Source organism: Cupriavidus sp. PB-02 (assembly GCF_058252315.1).
Window position 1 is genome coordinate 2107202 of record NZ_CM177694.1, and the last position, 16514, is coordinate 2123715.

12 protein-coding genes are annotated in these 16514 nt (G+C 65.7%); 8 read left to right on the forward strand and 4 right to left on the reverse strand.

Annotated elements, in window-relative coordinates; genetic code table 11:
• Positions 1–44 precede the first annotated feature (44 nt).
• From AC10V3_RS10000 to AC10V3_RS10025, 6 genes are all read left to right on the forward strand, one after another.
• Entirely contained in the window at positions 45–1046 is a 1002-nt protein-coding gene (locus AC10V3_RS10000) for a Bug family tripartite tricarboxylate transporter substrate binding protein (RefSeq protein ID WP_490923616.1), read from the forward strand.
• A 58-nt stretch (positions 1047–1104) separates the two neighbouring features.
• Positions 1105–2415, forward strand: a complete 1311-nt coding sequence (locus AC10V3_RS10005; protein ID WP_349607234.1) for a DUF1254 domain-containing protein — start codon at positions 1105–1107, stop codon at positions 2413–2415.
• A gap of 11 nt (positions 2416–2426) precedes the next feature.
• On the forward strand, positions 2427–3764 hold the full coding sequence (locus AC10V3_RS10010; RefSeq protein ID WP_490923618.1) for a DUF1254 domain-containing protein: 1338 nt from the start codon (positions 2427–2429) through the stop codon (positions 3762–3764).
• Between the two features lie 17 nt (positions 3765–3781).
• Complete coding sequence (locus AC10V3_RS10015) at positions 3782–4768, forward strand: Bug family tripartite tricarboxylate transporter substrate binding protein (protein WP_041681444.1); 987 nt, start codon at positions 3782–3784, stop codon at positions 4766–4768.
• A 482-nt stretch (positions 4769–5250) separates the two neighbouring features.
• Complete coding sequence (locus AC10V3_RS10020; protein WP_022535092.1) at positions 5251–6498, forward strand: CaiB/BaiF CoA transferase family protein; 1248 nt, start codon at positions 5251–5253, stop codon at positions 6496–6498.
• 122 nt (positions 6499–6620) lie between these two features.
• Positions 6621–7598, forward strand: coding sequence for a Bug family tripartite tricarboxylate transporter substrate binding protein (locus AC10V3_RS10025; protein WP_022535093.1), 978 nt, complete (start codon positions 6621–6623; stop codon positions 7596–7598).
• Between the two features lie 151 nt (positions 7599–7749).
• On the opposite strand, the gene fdhE is transcribed toward AC10V3_RS10025, so the two are convergent.
• The 4 genes from fdhE to fdnG are packed head-to-tail and all read right to left on the reverse strand — an operon-like array spanning position 7750 to position 13283.
• Positions 7750–8613 carry a formate dehydrogenase accessory protein FdhE gene (gene fdhE, locus AC10V3_RS10030; RefSeq protein ID WP_349607232.1) on the reverse strand — a complete coding sequence of 288 codons (864 nt, stop codon included), beginning with the start codon at positions 8611–8613 and terminating at the stop codon, positions 7750–7752.
• Positions 8610–9284 carry a formate dehydrogenase subunit gamma gene (locus AC10V3_RS10035; RefSeq protein ID WP_022535095.1) on the reverse strand — a complete coding sequence of 225 codons (675 nt, stop codon included), beginning with the start codon at positions 9282–9284 and terminating at the stop codon, positions 8610–8612. Before AC10V3_RS10035 ends, fdhE begins: the two co-directional genes overlap by 4 nt.
• Before the next feature lie 13 nt (positions 9285–9297).
• Entirely contained in the window at positions 9298–10197 is a 900-nt protein-coding gene (fdxH, locus tag AC10V3_RS10040) for a formate dehydrogenase subunit beta (RefSeq protein WP_022535096.1), read from the reverse strand.
• Positions 10194–13283 carry a formate dehydrogenase-N subunit alpha gene (fdnG, locus tag AC10V3_RS10045; RefSeq protein ID WP_022535097.1) on the reverse strand — a complete coding sequence of 1030 codons (3090 nt, stop codon included), beginning with the start codon at positions 13281–13283 and terminating at the stop codon, positions 10194–10196. Before fdnG ends, fdxH begins: the two co-directional genes overlap by 4 nt.
• 366 nt (positions 13284–13649) lie before the next feature.
• Here fdnG and AC10V3_RS10050 point away from each other — a divergent pair, with 366 nt between their 5' ends.
• Both AC10V3_RS10050 and AC10V3_RS10055 read left to right on the forward strand, forming a co-directional pair.
• Complete coding sequence (locus AC10V3_RS10050; RefSeq protein ID WP_349607230.1) at positions 13650–13922, forward strand: hypothetical protein; 273 nt, start codon at positions 13650–13652, stop codon at positions 13920–13922.
• A gap of 220 nt (positions 13923–14142) precedes the next feature.
• A complete protein-coding gene (locus AC10V3_RS10055) occupies positions 14143–16509 on the forward strand; it encodes a DNA polymerase II (RefSeq protein WP_454751956.1) in 2367 nt (788 codons plus the stop codon).
• The last annotated feature ends 5 nt before the right edge of the window (positions 16510–16514 follow it).

A 16514-nucleotide genomic window follows, 5' to 3' on the forward strand; every position in this document is an offset into this window, starting at 1 on the left:
CACCGCGGCAAGACGCAGTACACCAATCAAGACAGGAGACAAGCATGCAATTGCAGACGCACTTGCCGGCGCGGCGCATGGCGCTGCGTGGACTGGGCGCGCTCGCCGTGACGGCGCTGTGCGCGGTCCCGCCGGCCGCGCACGCCGGTCCGTATCCCGACAAGCCGATTCGCCTGGTCGTACCGTTCCCGCCGGGCGGCGGCACCGACGTGGTCGGCAGGCTGCTGGCCGCCGGCCTGTCGAAGGAACTGGGGACGACCGTGGTGGTGGACAACGTGGCTGGTGCCACCGGCACCATTGGTTCAGCCCAGGTCGCGCGCGCCGCGCCGGACGGCTACACCCTGGTGCTGGGGATTTCCGCCACGCATGCGATTGCGCCGGCGATCTTCCCGAAGCTGCCTTATGTCCCGTTGCGCGACTTCGTGCCCGTCAGCCGCCTCTTCTATGGCGGCAATGTGCTTGTCGCCGGTCCTGCCTTCGCCGGCCGCGACCTGCCAGCGCTGATTGCTGCGGCGAAGCGTCCCGGCGCGGATCTGACCTACGGCTCCTGGGGCAACGGCTCGGGCGGGCACCTGGCCGGGGAGAGTCTCAACGTGTCCAGCGGCGTCCACCTGCGTCACATTCCGTACAAGGGCGTCAGCCCGATGCTGACCGACGTGATGGGCGGCACGCTGCCGGTGGCCATGTCCGACCTGGCCGGCACGCTGCCGCTGATCCGCGGCGGAAAGGTGAGGGCGCTGGCCGTCAGCGGCTCCGAGCGCTCACCCGCATTGCCCGACGTGCCGACGTTCAAGGAAGCCGGCGTGGCGTTCGGCGTGGACAGCTGGTTCGCCCTGTTCGCGCCCGCGCGGACGCCGCCTGACATCGTCGACAAGCTCGAGCGCGCCACGGTCGCCGCCATGCGCGACCCTGCCATCAAGGCGCAGGCCGATGCGCTCGGCATGCGCTATGCCCCCCAGCCGCGCGGCGCCTTCGCCGCGCAAATGCGCGCCGACGTGGCCGCCTGGGCCGCGCTGGTCAAGTCGAGCGGAGCGGCGCAGGAATGAACCGCTACGCCTGCCAGCTTTCCCTGATTTCGCTGCCTTCCCATTCCCGGAGCCCTGCATGAACCATCCCGCGCCAGAATTTTTCGCTGCCCCCGTCTACAGCTCCAGCCAGGAAGCGCTGGTAGCCGCCGCCGCGGTGCCGCTCGTGATCTACGGCTATCCGCTGCTCGAAACACTGCGCACCTGCCGCTTGCAGACCGCCGTCAGCGAAGCCACGGGCTATGGCCGGGCGCCGGTCAATACGCTGTCGGCGAGCGAGCGCCAATGGACGCATGAAGATCGCGACATCGTCACGCCCGCCAACGACCTGCTCTATTTCTGCGGCTGGGTGAACCTGGCGGACGGGCCGGTCACCCTGCGCGTGCCACCGCTGCCGCAGCGTGACCGGTACTACGTGGTGGAATTGCTCGACGCGCACACGAACAACTTCGAAAACCTGGGGCCGCGCAATGTGCCGGCCGAAGGCGGCACAGTGACACTGGTCGGTCCCGGCCAGACGGCCGCCGGCACCCACGTGGTGACCTGTCCGACCTCGCTGGTCTGGCTGCTGGGCCGAGTGCTGGTGCAGGGCCCGGATGACCTGGGCGCGGTCCATGCCTTCGAGCGTGGCTTTGCGCTCGACGCGCCGGGCAGGGCGCTGCCGCGCTGCGTCAGTGCCTGGCACGAGACCGGCAACGACGGCCTGGACTTCTTCCAGAACCTGTTCAACGCGCTGCGCGAATTCCCGCCCGCCGAACGGGAACTGGGCGCCTTCACGCTGCTGCGCAAGGCGGGTTTGAAACCGGAAGACGAGGTGGAGGTCGCATCCCTGCGCCCGGATATCCGCGCCGGCCTGGAAAATGCCTATCGCCAGGCCATGCAGCTGATCGAGGCGCATACGCGCAGCCAGGGCCGCAAAAGCTGGGGCTACAGCCTGAAGCTGGGCGTCTATGGCGACGACTGGCTGCAGCGCGCCTGCACCGCGATGAAGGGCCTCGGCGCGCTGCGTGCCGACGAGGCCATCTATGCGATGGCGGACTTCGATGCCGACGGCGAGCCGCTGAACGGCGCGCACGCGTACGAGCTGCGCTTCCCTCCCGGCATGCTGCCGCCCGCGCAGGCCTTCTGGTCGGTCTCCCTGTACGGCGAAGACCGCTTCTTCAGCGCCAACGAGATCGGCCGCTACGCGGTGGGCGATCGCACGCCTGGCCTGAGCATGGAGCCCGATGGTGGCCTGGTCATTCCCATTTCCCACCGGCGGCCGGCCCAGCCCGAGAACTGGCTGCCGGCACCCGCGGGCCCGTTCTACCTGATCCTGCGCCTGTACCACCCCGCGCCTACCTTCATCGAGGGGCAGTACCGCATCCCGGCCGTGCGCCGCGTTTCCTGAGGGCGAGCCCGATGACCCGATCCCAAGCCGATTCCCGCAGCCTCGCTCTGGCCCGCGATGCCGTGCTGTACACCCTGCCGCTTTACGAGATGGCGCGCATGCGCGCCGCCACCTGTCCGCGCCGCCGGCGCGAAGGAGCCTTTGCCGACGAGCGGCCCGATGGCACCCTGCGCTGGGTCAATCATTTCATCCACACGCGCCAGCTGCTCGGGCCGCAGCACCGGCAGGTGGTCACGCCCAACAACGACACGCTCTACAGCAATGCCTGGCTCGACCTGTCGCAGGGACCGCTGCTGCTTGAGGTGCCGGACAGCGCCGGCCGCTACTACGTGCTCGGCCTGCTCGATTTCTACACCAACCCCTTTGGGTATATCGGCAGCCGTACCACCGGCACGCAAGCCGGACGCTACCTGTTGCATGGCCCGGACTGGCAGGGCGAGCTGCCGCCTGGCGCCACTGCCATTGCCTGCCCGACCCATGCGGTGTGGCTGCTGGGCCGGCTGCTGGTGGATGGCCCGGACGACCTGCCCGCGGTGCACGCGTTGCAGGACCGCATCCGGCTGACGCTGCCGGACGGGGGCGATGCCGTACGCGCCTGCGACGTGGGCATGCAGCCGGGCGAGGAGCTGGGGGCGTCGCTGGAGCACGTGCAGCGCTACGCTGAAGTGGTGAACCGCGCGTTGCGCGAGAATCCGCCGCCAGCCGCCGAGGCAGCGACCGTGCAGGACTTTGCCGCGCTCGGCCTTGGCGCAGCGTGCGCGGGCACGCCGCTGGACGCATCGCAGGTGGAGCATCTAGCCGGTGCATTGGAGCAGGTCCTCGCCGAGCTGGCCAGGCCGATGCCTTCCGAACTGGGTGGGGGCTGGACGCTGCCGGTCGAGATCGGGGCTTCGTTCGGGTCGCGCTATGCCGAGCGGGCGCAGGTGGCGCGCAACTATATCGGCGCGCTGGGCATGGAAGAGGCCATGTACATCGTCGCCGACTGTGACGCGCAGGGCCGTCCACTCGACGGTCGCCAGCCGCACGAGCTGGTGTTTCCGTCCGGCCAGCTGCCCGAAGCGGGCGCGTTCTGGTCCCTGACCATGTACGACAAGGGCGACTGCATGCTGGTGGATAACCCGATCGGCCGCTATTCGCTGGGCGACCGTTCGCCGAGCCTGCGCCATGAGCCGGACGGCAGCCTGCGCCTGTATCTGGGCGCCGCGCCGCCGCGCGATCCGGGGCGCCACGGCAACTGGCTGCCCGCGCCCGCCGGCCCCTTCTACGTGGCCTTGCGGCTCTACGTGCCAGGCGAGGCGCATCTGGGCAAAACCTTCTCCTATCCGAGCATCCACGCCGCGGAGGCATGATGACTGCAGCCAACACGATGTCACGCAGGGCCATGCTCGGACGTGTGCCGGGCCTTCTGTTGCTGGCCGCGGCACCTGCCCTTGTGCCGCTGGCCGCGCGGGCTCAGGGGTACCCGGGTCGGACCGTGCGGGTGATTTCCCCTTATGGCCCCGGCGGTTCCAACGACACCTCGGCCCGTCTGCTGGCAGAAGCGCTGAGCCGCAAGTACGGCCAGCCGTTCGTGGTCGAGAACAAGCCGGGCGCCGGCACCCGCGTCGCCAACGAAACGCTGGCGCGTGCCGCCCCCGACGGCTATACCCTGCTGTGGGCCGCGGCGCCGCTTGCCATCAACACGGCGGCGGGCCTGCCGCAGCAATACGACATCCACAAGGATTTCGTTGCGGTGGGCCCGCGCGTGATCGGCCCGGTCTTCCTGATCGTCAAGGCGGATTCCCCGGTACGCTCGGTGGCGGATTTCGTGCGGATGGCGCGGGCGAAGGCGGAGGGTGTCACCTTTGCCTCGCCGGGGGCGGGCTCGGGGCCACATCTCACGGCGGAACTGTTCGCCGTACAGGCGAAGTTCAAGGCCCTGAACGTGCATTACCGCGGCGACGCGACGGCCTACACCGAGTTGCTCGCCGGCCGCGTGGACGCCACGCTTACCGCCATCACGTCGGCGCTGCCCTTTATCAAGGCGGGCCAGTTGCGGGTGCTTGCGGTGGCGTCGGAGCAGCGCACGCCGGTCTATCCGGATGCGCCCACCTTCGCCGGGCAGGGCTATCCCGGTGTGACCGGCTACGGCTGGTTCGGCCTGATGGCACCGGCCGGCACGCCCGCCGCCATCGTGCGCCAGCTCAACCACGACGCCAGCGCCGTGCTGGCCGGCGCCGACGTCCGCAACAAGCTGGCGGCGCTGGGTCTGCAGCCCGAGCCGGGAGACAGCCCCGCCTTTGCGCAGTTCATCGATGCGGAAGTGCGCAAATGGGCCGCCGTGATCAGGACCAGTGGCCTGGTCCTGGAGTAGCGGGCATCTGGAGCAGCGCGCCTGCCAGCCGCAAGGTATCAGGCCAGGAGATCCTGGAGCACTGCATCTACCCGATGATCGACGAGGCTGGCAGCCTCCGAAAAGCAGGGCAAGGTGACGCACACGTCTAATATCGACGTTAACCTGGTCAATGGCTACGGCTGGCCGGTGTGGCGTTGAATGCCTGGGCGCACCGCGCCTCGACTGGCGCCCGGGACTCGCTGTCAAATTTTATTGAACATTTTGTCAATGTGAATGGGGATTGTATAGCGTATTTATCCAAGCAAGAATGCTGGGCTGACCGCGCTGGGGACCAACCTACGCCCGAGGCAGCTTCCGGTGCCGACATTCGCGAATCCGGCACGCCGCACCCAGGGTGCTGCGCTGCGGCAACCCTACCGCCATCGCGTGGCGCCAGCCCGACATAGGCTACGATTTTCCAGAGACGGCCCGTGCCTCGAAACAGCCCAAGGAGACAGATAATGCAGACGCCCGACCAATCCCAAGGCATCGACTTCCCGCTTGAGGGCGTGCGCGTACTCGACCTGTCGCGTGTATTTGCGGGACCGCTGTGTGGCCAGGTCCTGGCCGATTTCGGGGCTGAGGTGGTCAAGGTGGAACACCCCGGCCGCGGCGACGACACGCGCGACTGGGGCATGCGCATCGGCAAGACCGAGACGACCTACTACAACAGCATGAACCGCAACAAGCGGTCCATCACGCTGGATCTGCAGAGCAAGGAAGGCGTGCAGATTGTCTACGACCTGCTGCCGCAGTTCGACGTGGTCATCCACAATTTCAAGACCGGCGGGGCCGAGAAGCTGGGCCTTGGCTACGAACAGCTCAAGGCGATCAAGCCCGACCTGATCTACTGCGCGGTGTCCGGCTACAACAGCAGCGGCCCCGAGGCCAAGCGTCCCGGCTACGACCTGGTGATCCAGGGAGAGGCCGGACTCATGGCGCTCAACGGCGAAGCCGACACGCCGCCGCTGAAGTTCGGCGTGGCGGTGGTGGACCTGATGACCGGCATGTACGCCGCACAGGCCGTGCTGGCTGCCTTGTTCCGCCGCGAGCGCAAGGGCAAGGGCCAGCTGATCGAGATGGCGCTGTACGACTGCGGGCTGATGGTCACCGGCTATTACGGCCTGGACGCCATGCTGCTCGGGCGCGACCCCGCACGCTATGGCAATGCCCATCCGTCCATCGTGCCCTATGGCATGTTCGAGGGCGCCGATGGCCCGCTGATCATCGCCGTGGGCAACAACAGCCAGTTCGACAAGTTCTGCCGCCAGGTCATCGAGCGTCCGGACATCGTCGAGGACCCCCGCTATGCCACCAATGTGGAGCGCGCCAGGAACCGCGAGACGTTGACCCCGTTGATTACGGGCCTGATCCGCGGCTTTGCGCGCGACCTGCTGCTCGAGCGCATGACGGCCTGCGGCATTCCCTGCGGCAAGGTGGCGGGACTGCACGAGGCATTGACCAGCGAGCGGACCCGCGAGGGCGGCCTGCTGCGCGAGATGCCCCATCCCGTAGCAGGCAGCACGCATGTGTTCGCGCCGCCTTACCGCCTGGATGGCCAGCGCCTGCCGATCCGCAACGCGCCGCCGACGCTGGGCGAGGGCACGCGGGCGGTACTGCAGAACCTGCTGCAGATGAGCGATGACCAGCTGCAGGAACTGCAGGCCCGCGGCGTGCTGACGCTGCCCGAGGCACCGCAGCAGGCCTGAGCATTCGCGCCGCGCGGACACATATGGACGTCCGCGCAACCCCGCCCGGCAAGGGGGGCTTGGGTTCCCTTGCACTGATTCAACCTGGAACAACAAACGTGCGCACTCGAAATTTCACCCGTATGGTCCACTCCCGGCGTCGTGCCATTCTGGCCCTGGCCGCAGTGCCGCTGCTGGTCGGCAGCGCTTTCGCGCAATCCTGGCCCAGCAAGCCGATCAAGCTTGTCGTGCCGTTCCCGCCGGGTGGGCCTACGGATACGGCGTCGCGCATCGTCGGCCAGAAGCTGGCCGAGCGCCTCAAGCAGCCGGTGGTGGTGGAGAACCGCGCCGGTGCATCGGGTTCCATCGCTGCCGCCCAGGTGGCCAAGAGCGCGCCCGACGGCTACACGCTGATGATGCTGGCCACGCCCACGCTGCTGGCGCCGTACCTGTACAAGAAGGCGGGCTACGACACGACCAAGGACTTCACGCCCGTCGCCACCGTCTATGACCTGCCGATCGTGGTGGTGGTCAACCCGACGCTGCTGCCCAACGTGACGGACTTGCCCAAGCTGATCGCACAGGCCAAGGCCCAGCCGGGCAAGCTCAACTACACCAGCTCCGGCGCGGGCAGCTTCGGCCACCTGAGCATGGAACTGCTCAAGCAGATGGGCGGCTTCGAGATGCAGCATGTGCCTTACAAGGGCGGCGTGCCCGCGATCAGCGACACCATCGGTGGCCAGGTCCCCATCATGTACGCTGACCTCGTCGCCGCGCTGCCGCACATCCAGGCAGGCAAGCTGCGTGCCATCGCCGTCGGCTCGCCGCAGCGCGTCAGCATGCTGCCCGACGTCAAGACCATTGCCGAGCAAGGATTCAAGGGCTACGACGCCGTTTCCTGGGGCGGCCTGCTGGCGCCGCCGGGCACACCCAAAGAGGTGGTGGACCGCGTCGCCGGCGAAGTCGGCAAGATCCTGGCCGACAAGGATGTCCAGGACAAGTTGCTGAAGGCCGGTGCCATTGCCAACTTCCAGGCGCCGGCGCAGATGGGCCAGCGCATCCAGCAGGACTATGCCAAGTGGGGCAAGGTGATCCGCGAGAAAGGCATCGCAGTCGAGTAAGCGCCAGCAAGCCGGGCACGCTGCAACGGCGTGCTCGCTGCACACCATCCCGGGCGATCAGCGACGGCAAGCAGTTGTCACTGGCTACGGGCCGACATCCGTGGACTAGTGGGATGGCATTCAACAGGCACGGGTCAAAGCGGGCAGCGCCTCATCCCGGCAGAGCGAAGGGATTAAACCCGGTACGTTGATAGCCCTCCGCCGTCACGGCATCGTCCAGGGTCAGGGTGGCAAGGTCATCGGCCACGGCCTCGGCTTGCGGGTCGCGTTCCAGTGAGATGACCTTCAGATAACCGTGGCACACGCCGCAGCTTTCGGCGCGCACCGTGGCTTCGGCGGTGTCGAAGCTGAGATAGTCAAGGTCCGAGGCCGCGCCACAGTTGGTGCATTTCGCCCGCACCATGTGCCACTCGCTCTCGCACAGCGCGCAATGCAGATAGCGCATGCCCTGGCGATCCCCGATCAGGATCAGGCTTGCCACGGGGGCAGTGCCGCAGACCGGGCAAGACGCGTGCTCGGCCGGGCCGCTGCCGGGCACGGGCGCCGCCCGCGCGGCGCTGGCACATTGCAGCGAGAGCGCAGCCCAAAGGAAGGGCGCGATTGCCGCCGGAACCACGTCAAAACGGCCCTCGGCCAGCGCCTGGGCGGCGGCAAGGCGCTCATCCGCAGGGAGGTCGCGCAGCGCCGCAAGATGCGGGGCGACCGGGGCGGGAACATCGTGCGCAAGCCGCTCAATCAACCGATCAAGCAGGGAACCCCAATGCCCCTCCTGCGGGATGGCTCTGGCGTCTATCTGCCCGGACCCACTGGCCTCTGGCAGAAGGGACGCCTGCACCTCGGCCACGCGGGCGGCCAAACGCAGGTAATCGGCAAGATCGTGCCCTTCGGCCAGCGCGCGCAGGCGCGCGGCCCGGCGGCTGTAAAGCCCGGCAAGGTCTGGCTGGATCAGCGGTGCGAAATGCCGCGATGCCTCGTCCGATGGCAGCGCCCCCCGCGTCGTCGGATGCTGGCTCATGCCCCGTGCTCCTTGGCTTCCGCCGCTTTCGCCGCTTTCGCAGCTTGCGTTTTCAACTCGCCATACCAGCGGTCATGGTGCTGCCTGGCCCAAGCGCGCGAGACGTAGCCCGTAACCATGCCCGTGATCGAGCCACGGACCCAGATCGCCAGATAGATGTGACCCACGATCAGCAGGATCAACCCGATCCCCGCGACGGAATGGGCTAGGATCGCCAGACGGAGCATGGGAATGGGGAAATACTCGGCGAAATAGGCGCGCCACATGATCAACCCGGATATCAGCAGGGCCAGTATCGAAGCCATGATGAGCCAGAACAGCACCTTCTGGCCGGCGTTGTACTTGCCGATCTGCAGCGGTTCGCCGCCATGCTTGTTCAGGAGCACTTCCTTGGCGCGGCGGAACCAGATCGCGTCGGTGCGCGCGGGCAGGTTGTAGCCCACGAAGCGCACGAACATGTAGCAAAGCCCGGCGAAAACCGCGATGCCGAGGAAGGGGTGGAGCACCCGCGCCATCTGCGGCGTGCCAAGGAAGCCGCTCATCCAACTCACCGTCGGGAAGAACCACGAAATTCCCGAAACCGCCGCGAGGAAGAAGCAGAACACGATCGCCCAGTGACACAGCCGATCGGCGAATTTCGTGCGCAATATCATCTCGTTCCTGGTCGCCATTTCCGGTCTCTGCTTATGCCGCGCCGTCAGTCGGGGCGTCGTGATCGTCGTGATCGACGGTTTCGGTGGTGTTGGGGCCGACCGCCATGAAATGCGCCGCCATGCCCACGACCGCCGCCGCGCCGGCGAAAGCGGCGACGGGTTGCAAACCATCCTTCCAGCCCGAGACGAGCGTGCTGATCTCCGGGTCCTTCGGCAAGCCTGCGTAACGCTTCGGGTCGTCGGCATGTTGCAGCACATACATCACGTGGGTGCCGCCGACCCCCGCCGGGTCATACAGGCCGGCCCTGGCATAGCCGCGCTCGTTCAACTCGGCCACCCGCTCGGCGGCGAGGGATTGCATCTCAGCCTTCGAGCCGAAGGCGATGGCGCCGGTCGGGCAGGTCTTGACGCAGGCAGGCTCCTGCCCGACCGAGACGCGGTCCGAGCAGAGCGTGCACTTGTAGGCCTTGTTGTCCTTCTTGGAAATGCGCGGCACGTCGAAGGGGCAGCCCGCGACGCAATAGCCGCAGCCGATGCACAGGTCGGACTGGAAGTCGACGATGCCGTTCGCATATTGCACGATGGCGCCGGGCGCCGGGCAGGCTTTCAGGCAGCCAGGATCCTCGCAATGCATGCAGCCGTCCTTGCGGATCAGCCATTCCAGCTTGCCCGCCTGGTCCTCATGCTCGGTGAAGCGCATCAGGGTCCAGGTGTTGGGCGACAGATCGCGCGGATTGTCATAGACGCCGACATTCTCTTCCACGTCGCCGCGCAGGTCGTTCCATTCGTTGCAGGCGACCTGGCACGCCTTGCAGCCGATGCAGGTCGACACGTCGATCAGCTTGGCCACTTCCATCTGATGGTCGCGGATTCGAGGGGCGGGTGTCAGCTCGGACGAGGCCGAGCGACGGATGATGTTCTGCGAGTTCATGCTTGTGCTCCCGCCATTTTTTCAATGTTCACGAGGAATGCCTTGAATTCCGGGGTTTGCGAATTGGCGTCGCCGACGCCCGGCGCAAGCGTGTTGGCGAGATAGCCTTTGCGGGTCGCCCCCTCGAAGCCCCAATGGCAGGGGATTCCGATCTGCTCGACCGCCTGCCCGGCCACCTGAAGCGTGCGCATGCGCTTGGTCACCACGGCCTTGGCAGTGATATGGCCGCGCTTCGTCGTGATCTTCACCGTGTCGCCATGGGCGATGCCTTTGTCCGAGGCCAGCTTCTCGCCGATCTCGACGAATTGCTCGGGCTGAAGCATGGCGTTCAGATGCGAGTGCTTGGTCCAGTGGCGGAACAGTTCCGTCACCGAATAGGTCGTGGCGACATAGGGGAACTCGGTGCGGTTGCCCATCCGCTGCGCATCGTTCTGGAAGATGCGGGCGGTCGGGTTGTGGTTTACCTTTTCGTGCAGCGGGTTGTTTGCGATCGGGCTCTCGACCGGCTCGTAATGCTCGGGGAAGGGGCCGTCGTTCATGCCGCCGACCGAGAACAGGCGCCCCACGCCTTCGGGCAGCATGATGAAGGGTCCGACGGGTGTGCCGGGCGCCGCAGTGAGCGGAAAGTCGGGCACGTCCGCGCCCACCCATTTTTCGCCGTTCCAATGCAGGATCTGGCGCTTGGGGTCCCAGGGGTTCCCCATCTCGTCCATCGAGGCGCGGTTATAGAGGATGCGGCGGTTCGCAGGCCAGGACCAGGCCCAGCCCGGCGTGTTGCCGAGGCCGGTGTCGGTGTTGTCGCGCCTGGCCATCTGGTTGCCCGCCTCGGTCCAGGATCCGGTGAAGATCCAGCAGTAGCTTGAGGTCGTGCCGTCGTCGCGCAGCTGCGCGAACGAATCCAGAAGCTGGCCCTTGCGCAGGATCTTTTTCCCGGTCTCGTCGAACACGTCTGCCAACGCGTAGCCGTTGGCTTCCTTGGCCATTTCCTCGGGATGGGGGCTGCAGGGATCGTGATAGGTCTTCTCGTCCCAGGTCATGTGCAACACCTGTTCAGGGCAGGCGCCGCCATCCTTTTCGTAAAGCCGCCGCAGCTCCATCATGATGCCGCCGAGGATGGCCGGATCATGCCGCGCCTCGCCCGGCGGCTGCTGGCCCGCGTAGTGCCATTGCAGCCAACGGCCCGAATTCACGACGGTCCCGTCTTCCTCGGCAAAGCAGCTCGACGGCAGCCGGAAGACCTCGGTCATGATCTCTTCGGTCTTGACGTCGTTGAACTTGCCCTCGTTGCGCCAGAAGTTCGAGGTCTCGGTCACCAGCGGGTCGATGACCACGAGGAACTTGAGTTTCGACAGCGCGGCCGAGGACTTGTTCTTGTCAGGCATCGCCGCCAGCGGGTTGAACCCCTGGACGACATAGCCGTTGACCTTGCCCTCGTACATCAGGTCGAAATAAGCCAGCATGTCGTAGCTGCGATCCCATTTCGGCAGCAGGTCAAAGGCCCAGTTGTTTTCCGCCGTGGCATGTTCGCCGAACAGGTTCTTCTGCAGTGAGACGAAGAACTTGGGCAGGTTCTTCCAGTAGTTCACCTGATCGGGCACCACGGCTTTCGGCGTGGCATCGGCCAGGAATTGCTTCAGCGTCTGCTGCCTGTCGGTGGGCAGGTCCATGTAGCCCGGCAGCCGCACCGACAGAAGACCAAGGTCGGTATAGCCTTGGATGTTGGAATGTCCGCGCAGCGCATTCACGCCGCCCCCGGACATGCCGATATTGCCCAGCAGCAGCTGGATCATCGCCGCGCCGCGGATGATCTGCGCGCCACCGGTGTGGTGCGTCCAGCCGAGCGCGTAAAGCCAGGTCAGCGTCTTGTCCTTCGCCGAACACGAGCCGACGATCTCGGCGATCTGCAGGAAGTCGGCCTTCCTGACGCCGGTCGTCTCCTCGACCTTCTCGGGCGTGTAGCGTGAGACGTGCTTTTTCAGCAGGCTCAGCACGCAGCGCGGGTGGCGCATCGAGGGATCGCGTTTCGCGTTCCCCACCTGGTCGAGTTCATAGGTCCAGGAGGATTTGTCGTAGGCGTGTTTCTCGGGATTGAAACCCGAGAACAGCCCTTCGTCGAATCCGAAATCCTCGCGCACGATCAGGGACGCGTTGGTGTAAGCGCGCACATAGTCGTGCTGGATCTTGTCGTTCTGCAGAAGCCAGTTGACCATGCCCATCAGGAAGGCCGCGTCCGACCCCGCCCGGATCGGCGAGAAGATATCGGCAACCGCAGCTGTGCGGTTGAAGCGCGGATCGATGACGATGACCTTGGCCTTGTTCTTGATCTTGGCCTCGATCACCCATTTGAAGCCGACCGGATGGGCCTCGGCCGGGTTGCCGCCCATGACGACGACGACATTGGCGTTCTTGATGTCCACCCAGTGGTTCGTCATCGCGCCGCGGCCGAAGGACGGCCCCAGCGCCGAAACCGTTGGCCCGTGACACAGGCGAGCCTGGCAGTCCAGACCCAGCATGCCCAGGGAGCGGGCGAACTTGAAGTCGAGAACCCCGGTTTCGTTGGAGGCCGCCGACGAGGCGAGCATGCCCGAACTCAGCCAGCGGTTCACCAACTGGCCCTTCTCGTTGCGCGCGATGAAGTTCTTGTCGCGGTCGTCCTTCAGCAGGCGGGCGATGCGCTTCGTCGCATCGTCCCAACTGATGCGCACCCACTCCCTCGACCCCGGCGCGCGGTATTCCGGGTACAGCAACCGGTTTTTCGAATGGACGATGTCCAGCAGCCCCGCGCCCTTGGGACAGAGCGAACCACGGCTGACCGGGTGATCGGGATCACCCTCGATGTGGAAGATGCGGGGTTTCGCGTTCCTGGCGCCGTCACCCAGCGAATACATCAGGAGGCCGCACCCGACCGAGCAATAGGTGCAATTGTTTCGCGTCTCTTTCGCACGCAGCAGCTTGTAGGGGCGCACGCCGGCCGGAGCCTGTGCCCAAGCGGTACCCATGCCCAAGGCCGAGGCCGAGGCGGCAACAGACCCGACGCCAAGAATCTTGAGGAACTGCCGACGTCCGATATTGGTGGGCTTAGTCATCGTGGTCTCATCGTCATTTCTTCTTCCGCCCATCCCGGCTACCAGGGTTGGGGGTCTCCGCTATCTTTTGAATGTCTGATAAGGCTTGCTGACGCGTGTGCCGAAGCCTCTGCGTGGTGTTCCGCCCAAAGATATCCGCCTGCCCACTTAAGGTAAATTCAGCGATTCTTTGCCCACCTATAAGTGATCCCTTAAGTGACGGCTTTCTGACGAAGCGTCGACCACCGCGGCATAGGCGAGTCGGCAACTAGCCAACGCCATCCGCTTCCCGGTGTTGGTCCGGACCAGACAGAAGAGGTCAATCCGCCAATGCTGGTGCCCCAGCATGCTCCTGCGACGGATGGCATGCTCCCTGCTGAACAGGGCATGAGCACCGCACTCGCGGCGCTCGCCATGAACCTTCAGGAGACCATCATGAGCAAGCTGAAAGTCGCGGACCTGTGCCGCGAAGATCCATTGGAGCGGGGCGCCGCCCACGCGATCGTTGGGGGCATTGGCCAAATCAGGGTCGGCGAACCTACCGGGTGGCCGCGTTGGCAAGCGTGGTTGCCCCCGGATTTAGGGTGGCCCGGCAAGCTTCCGATCGATCTTGGCGGCTACAAACCACCCTTAAAGGAACTGGATCCGAGATATCAGTGATCCCGCTGGCGGCAGACTTGTCTCTGCATCAGCTCAACACTCGCCTTGCCTCCGTCGCAAAAAAAGCGGCCAGGCACTGCGCGCGGCGCGCCACGTTTCCAAGGGCATCCCTGAAACAGACGTATCTCGCCGCGCCTAAACCGGACTATCGTCCGGACCAGTCCCGATCACCCCCATCTCCGCTAAAATCGACCACAAGCGGTTCTCCAAGGTTTATAGCGTGGCACTTCAGCGGGGTTTCATCCTGACCCGACACTGGCGCGATACGCCGGCTGGCACCGAGGTCGAGGTCTGGCTGGCTACCGATGACGGGCCGCGCCGGCTGCGCCTGTCCTGCCAGCCGTCCATTGCATTTATTCCCGAAGCACAGCGTGAGCGTGCCGAGGCGCTGCTGCGCCACGAGCGCGATGTCGAGCTGCGCCCGCTCAAGCTTCAGGATTTCCAGCGCAGGCCCGTACTGGGCCTGTACTGCCAGCAGCATCGGCAACTGATCCAGCTCGGCCGCTCTCTGCGCGATGCCGGCGTGGATGTCTACGAAGCCGATATCCGTCCGCCCGAGCGCTACCTGATGGAGCGCTTCATCACCGCCCCGGTCTGGTTCGACGGTGAGCCGGATGCCAGCGGCGTGCTGCGCAATGCCCAGATGAAGCCCGCGGTGGACTACCGTCCCACGCTACGTCTGGTCTCGCTCGATATTGAAACCAACGCGTTCGGCGAACTCTATTCGATTGCGCTCGAGGGCTGCGGCCAGCGCCAGGTCTACATGTTGGGCCAGGCGCCGCAGACGCCCGTCGACGTCGATTTCTCGCTCGAATACTGCGCAACACGGCCCGGGTTGCTGGAAAAGTTGAACCAGTGGCTGGCCGATCACGACCCCGACGCGATCATTGGCTGGAACCTGATCCAGTTCGACCTGCGCGTATTGCACGAGCATGCACGCCAGTTCCAGATTCCGCTGCGCCTCGGCCGGGGCGGTGCCGAAATGGAATGGCGCGAGCACAACGCCCAGCAGCACTATTTCGCCAGCGCACCAGGCCGGTTGATCATCGACGGCATCGAGGCGCTGCGTTCCGCCACGTGGAGCTTCCCGTCGTTCAGCCTCGAATCGGTGGCCCAGACGCTGCTCGGCGAAGGCAAGGCGATCGACAACCCGTACGACCGCATGGACGCCATCGACCGCCTGTTCGAGCAGGACAAGCTGGCGTTGGCCCGCTATAACCTGCGCGATTGCGAACTGGTGACGCGGATTTTCGAGAAAACCGAGCTGTTGCCATTCCTGCTGGAGCGTGCCACGGTCACGGGCCTGCCGGCCGACCGCAGCGGCGGTTCGGTGGCTGCCTTCACGCATCTCTACATGCCGCTGATGCACCGCCAGGGTTATGTCGCGCCCAACCTCGGCGAAAAGGCACCGGAGGCCAGCCCTGGCGGCTTCGTCATGGATTCGCGGCCGGGGCTGTACGAATCGGTGCTCGTGCTGGACTACAAGAGCCTCTATCCGTCGATCATCCGTACCTTTCTGATCGACCCGATCGGCCTGGTCGAGGGCCTGGCGCATCCCGACGATGCCGATTCGGTGCCTGGCTTCCGCGGTGCCCGGTTTTCCAGGACGAAGCACTGCCTGCCGGCGATCGTCGCCAAGGTCTGGCAAGGACGTGAGGCCGCCAAGCGTGACCGGAACAAGCCGCTCGCTCAAGCGCTCAAGATCATCATGAACGCGTTCTACGGCGTGCTCGGGTCCAGCGGTTGCCGGTTTTTCGATCCGCGACTGGCGTCGTCGATCACAATGCGCGGGCACGAGATCATGCGGCAGACCCGGGCGCTGATCGAGGCCCGCGGCTACGAGGTGATCTATGGCGACACGGATTCCACGTTCGTCTGGCTGCGCCGCGCCCGGACGGAAGCCGATGCGGACCAGATCGGCCGCAGCCTCGTCGCGTACGTCACGGACTGGTGGCGCGACCACCTCTGGCAGGCTTATGGCCTGGGAAGCGCGCTCGAACTCCAGTTCGAAACCCACTTTCGGCGCTTCCTGATGCCGACGATCCGCGGCACGGACCTCGGCAGCAAGAAGCGCTATGCCGGTCAGGTCGAACGGCCTGATGGGAAGGTCGAGATGGTGTTCAAGGGTCTCGAGACGGTGCGCACAGACTGGTCGCCGCTTGCCCAGCGGTTCCAGCAGACCCTCTACGAGAAAATCTTCAACCGCGAGCCGTACGAAGATTATGTGAGGGACATCGTGCGTCGCACGCTGGCCGGCGAGCTCGACGAGCAACTGGTTTTCCGCAAGCGGCTGCGCCGCAAACTCGATGAATACCAGCGCAACGTGCCGCCGCACGTCCGCGCCGCCCGCATCGCCGATGCCTATAACGAGCGCCAGGGGCGCCCGCGCCAGTATCAGCACGGCGGCTGGATCAGCTATGTGATGACGGTGGCAGGGCCGGAGCCACTCGAAACCCGATCGGCGCCGATCGACTACAGCCATTACGTCACCAGGCAGCTCCAGCCGATTGCCGATGCGATCCTGCCGTTCCTGGACGACGATTTCGAGACGCTGTTATCTGGCCAGATGGCGCTGTTTCCGCAATAGCAGCG